Source organism: Mycobacterium arosiense ATCC BAA-1401 = DSM 45069, assembly GCF_002086125.1.
GTDB lineage: Bacteria > Actinomycetota > Actinomycetes > Mycobacteriales > Mycobacteriaceae > Mycobacterium > Mycobacterium arosiense.
Map to the genome: position 1 here is coordinate 1 of NZ_MVHG01000324.1, position 271 is coordinate 271.

Annotated in this window: 1 protein-coding gene; it reads left to right on the forward strand. The window is 55.7% G+C overall.

The window, feature by feature from the left end:
• Positions 1 to 271: C-terminal helicase domain-containing protein (locus BST14_RS32065; protein ID WP_142279720.1), on the forward strand; the 271-nt coding region annotated here is incomplete at both ends.

Here is a 271-nt window from a genome sequence, read left to right on the forward strand (position 1 = left end):
CCACTCAAAACTATCTGCGCGAAGCACTTGCTGACCACTATGGCAGCGACCAGGTCGAGCTCATCAATGGCTCCATGCAACATGCTGAGCGACGCGAGGCCATCAAGCGCTTCGAGGAGCAAGGCGGCTTTCTGATTTCGACCGAAGCAGGTGGGGAAGGCATCAACCTCCAGAGCAAATGCCACGTCATGGTCAACTATGACCTGCCCTGGAACCCAATGCGCCTCGTACAACGCATTGGCCGCCTGTATCGCTATGGCCAGAAAAAGAA